Origin of the sequence: Aeromonas sp. HMWF015 (assembly GCF_963878965.1) — a bacterium.
Classification (GTDB): Bacteria; Pseudomonadota; Gammaproteobacteria; order Enterobacterales; family Aeromonadaceae; genus Aeromonas; species Aeromonas veronii.
This window is the reverse complement of sequence record NZ_CAWNZT010000347.1, coordinates 1-2,829: the sequence shown is the minus strand read 5'-3', so window position 1 is coordinate 2,829 and position 2,829 is coordinate 1. Positions and strand designations below refer to the sequence as shown.

Here is a 2,829-nt window from a genome sequence, read left to right as displayed (position 1 = left end):
CCGGGTGGGCAGGGAGAAAGGGGGCTTGGCCAGCAGGAAGGTGAGATAGCTGAACTGGTTCAGAAACACCATGAAGTTGAGCCCCCCGATAAGGTAAGCCCCTACCAGCAAGGGGTTGGTCAGGTGTTGCTGCAAGGCGCGGGCAAATTGACCGCGAACGGGAGCGCTCGCCACAAAGCGGGTCTGATGGGGCAGTAGCCGGAAGACCAGCGGCAACAGCGACAGGCTGATAACACCAATCCCCAGAAAGGTATGCTGCCAGTCGCCAAACCAGCCCGCCAGCAGGCCACCGATCACCCGACCGGCAATGCCACCGAGGGAGTTGGCGGCAATATAGACCCCCACCGCCGAGAGCAGTGCCCGTTTGCTGAACTCTTCCCCCATATAGGCAATCGCAGTGGCTGGTAACCCGGCCAGCAGCGCCCCCTGCAGGATGCGCAGCAATAGCAGGGAGCTGAACTGTTCAACCAGCGGGATCAACAACGAGAGCAGGATCGCCAGGGTGAGGGTACCCAGCATGACTTGCCGACGGCCATGGCGATCCGCCAGTCTGGCGCAGATCAGCAGGGAGGCGGCGAGGCCTGCGGTACAGCCTGCCAGGGTCCAGCTGGCCGAAAGGGAGTTGACCGAGAAGACCTCGGCAATAAGGGGTAACAGGGGATGGGTCTGGTAGAGGTTCAGAAACACCAGAAAAGAGCCCAGGCTGAGGGCCAGGGTTGCGCGTATCCACTCGCGACTTCCGACTTCAATCATTGCGTATTGTCCTGACAGCTTTTGGTCAGGGTATAGCCCTTGCTGTTATAAATATAATATATTTAAGTTATCCATCTCATAAGATGAATTGATATATGGATCTGAAACAGCTCACCTATCTGCTGGCGGTCAGGGATGCTGGTTCGTTTACCAAGGCAGCCAATAGCCTGCACGTGGCACAACCTGCCATCAGCATGGCCATCGCCAAACTGGAGCAACAGCTCGAGTTGCGGCTGTTTGATCGGCAGGATCGGGCGGTACGGCTCACCCCGGAGGGGGAGGTGCTCTGCCGCCATGCCGAGCGCCTGCTGTTGCAAATGCATCAGGCCGAGGCCGAGATGGCCGAACTGAAGGGGTTGGAGCGAGGGGAGGTGCGGATCGGGATCCCCTATATGATGGGCTCCTACTATTTTCCCCCTCGTCTGATGGCCTTCAAGCATCGCTATCCCGGGCTCAAGATCCGGGTCGAAGAGGCCGGCACCCGCGAGCTGCTCAGCCGGATGGTGGATGGCTCCCTCGATCTGGCCATCCTCATCACCAGTGATCTGCCGCCCGCCATCGAGGGGGCGCATCTGCTAAGCGAAGAGATGTTGATGGTGGTGGGGGACGATCACCCCCTGTGTGGTGAACCGGCCGTGACCCTCTCGCAGTTTTTTGCTCAGGAGCTTGCGCTGTTTCGCCGCGGTTTCTATCACCGGGAGCATATGGAGGCGCTGGCCCAGAGCCTGGGCGTCGAACCCGATATCGCCTTCGAGAGCAATCTGATCCCTCTGCTCAAGGCGGTGGTGCGGCAAGGCTTTGCGGTGACCACCTTCTTGCGGATGGTGCTGGAAGAGGAACCGGATCTGAGTGGTGTGCCCTTCGACCCGCCCATCTATCTCGATCTCTGTGTGGCGTGGCGGCGTGGCGATCCGCTCTCCATGGCCAATCGTGCCTTGCGAGATTTCCTGCTCAAGGAGCGCCCGGCCTGATGGCGGCGGGCCCTTGCTGGAAGTTTGTTACTATTAATGGTGAGTTCGCTTGAGGGCTAGACCATGAAACTGCAGCAATTGCGCTATATCGTCGAGGTGGCGAACCACAGGCTGAATCTGTCGGCCACCGCCGAGAGCCTCTTCACCTCCCAGCCCGGGATCAGCAAACAGGTGCGGATGCTGGAGGATGAACTGGGGATCCAGATCTTCGAGCGCAGCGGCAAACACCTGACCCAGATCACTCCCATCGGTCGGGACGTGATCAAAGTGGCCGCCGAGGTGCTGGACAAGGTGGCCACTATCAAAGTGATGGCCAGGCAGCATGTGCATCCGGAGCAGGGAACCCTCACCATTGCGGCCACTCATCTGCAGGCCCGTTATATTCTGCCCGCCATCCTCAAGGGCTTCATGGCCCGTTTTCCCAAAGTTGCCGTAACGGTGATGCAGGGGAGTGCGGCGCAATGCCGTACTGCCGTGCATGATGGCGCTGCCGCTCTGCTGCTTGCCGATGAACCGGAGGAGGGGAGCGATCTGCTGATGCTCCCCTGTTTTCAATGGCAACGGGGCTTGGTGCTGCCAAAGGATCATCCGTTGGCCAGAGCAACATCGCTGATCCCGGCCGAGCTGGTGGAGTTTGCATTGGTGACCGATGGAAGGGCGCTCTCTGCTGCTCATGGTACTGACAGCGCTCATGCCGAGAGCAAGATCGCCTGCTGTGCGAGCGACAGCGATGTGCTCAAGACCTATGTCAGACAAGGGATGGGCATCGGGGTGATGGCAACTTTTGCTTGGGAGCCCCAGCGCGATGGCGATCTGGTGCTCAAAACGGCGCCCTGGCTACCAGGCGGTGTGGCCGCTATCGGGTTACGCAGAGGGGCATTTTTATGTGGCTATCTCTACGATCTGATTGAACGTCTCGCGCCGCAATTGACCCACGAGCGGGTCGATCAATACTGCGCGGCCCGCACTGGCGAAGAGCTTGAAGCTCTGCTTGCCAATCTGACCGTACCACAGCGATAGCCAGGGTTGATGTGTGGTCGTCCCAAGAAAAACGCCTCCCAATGGGAGGCGTTTGACTATCTGGCATTCGTCAATGCAGGCTCAT

3 protein-coding genes are annotated in these 2,829 nt (G+C 59.4%); 2 read left to right on the top strand and 1 reads right to left on the bottom strand.

Translation table 11 applies throughout. The annotated features are described in order from the left end of the window. On the bottom strand, positions 1-753 hold a 753-nt coding region (locus AACS18_RS17440; protein WP_146184789.1), incomplete at its 3' end, for an MFS transporter. 95 nt (positions 754-848) lie between these two features. Here AACS18_RS17440 and AACS18_RS17435 point away from each other — a divergent pair. Both AACS18_RS17435 and AACS18_RS17430 read left to right on the top strand, forming a co-directional pair. Beyond that, the gene (locus AACS18_RS17435) at positions 849-1,724 is read left to right on the top strand and encodes a LysR family transcriptional regulator (protein WP_108612859.1); all 876 of its coding nucleotides are present in this window, start codon (positions 849-851) and stop codon (positions 1,722-1,724) included. A 63-nt stretch (positions 1,725-1,787) separates the two neighbouring features. Beyond that, positions 1,788-2,744 (top strand): LysR substrate-binding domain-containing protein, encoded by a 957-nt coding sequence (locus AACS18_RS17430; protein ID WP_108612858.1) that lies wholly within the window; start codon positions 1,788-1,790, stop codon positions 2,742-2,744. Positions 2,745-2,829 lie beyond the last annotated feature (85 nt).

Bases quoted from the DNA above. Each gene is read 5' to 3' on its own strand.
- AACS18_RS17430 (WP_108612858.1), top strand. From the start codon at position 1,788: ATGAAACTGCAGCAATTGCGCTATATCGTCGAGGTGGCGAACCACAGG.
- AACS18_RS17435 (WP_108612859.1), top strand. From the start codon at position 849: ATGGATCTGAAACAGCTCACCTATCTGCTGGCGGTCAGGGATGCTGGT.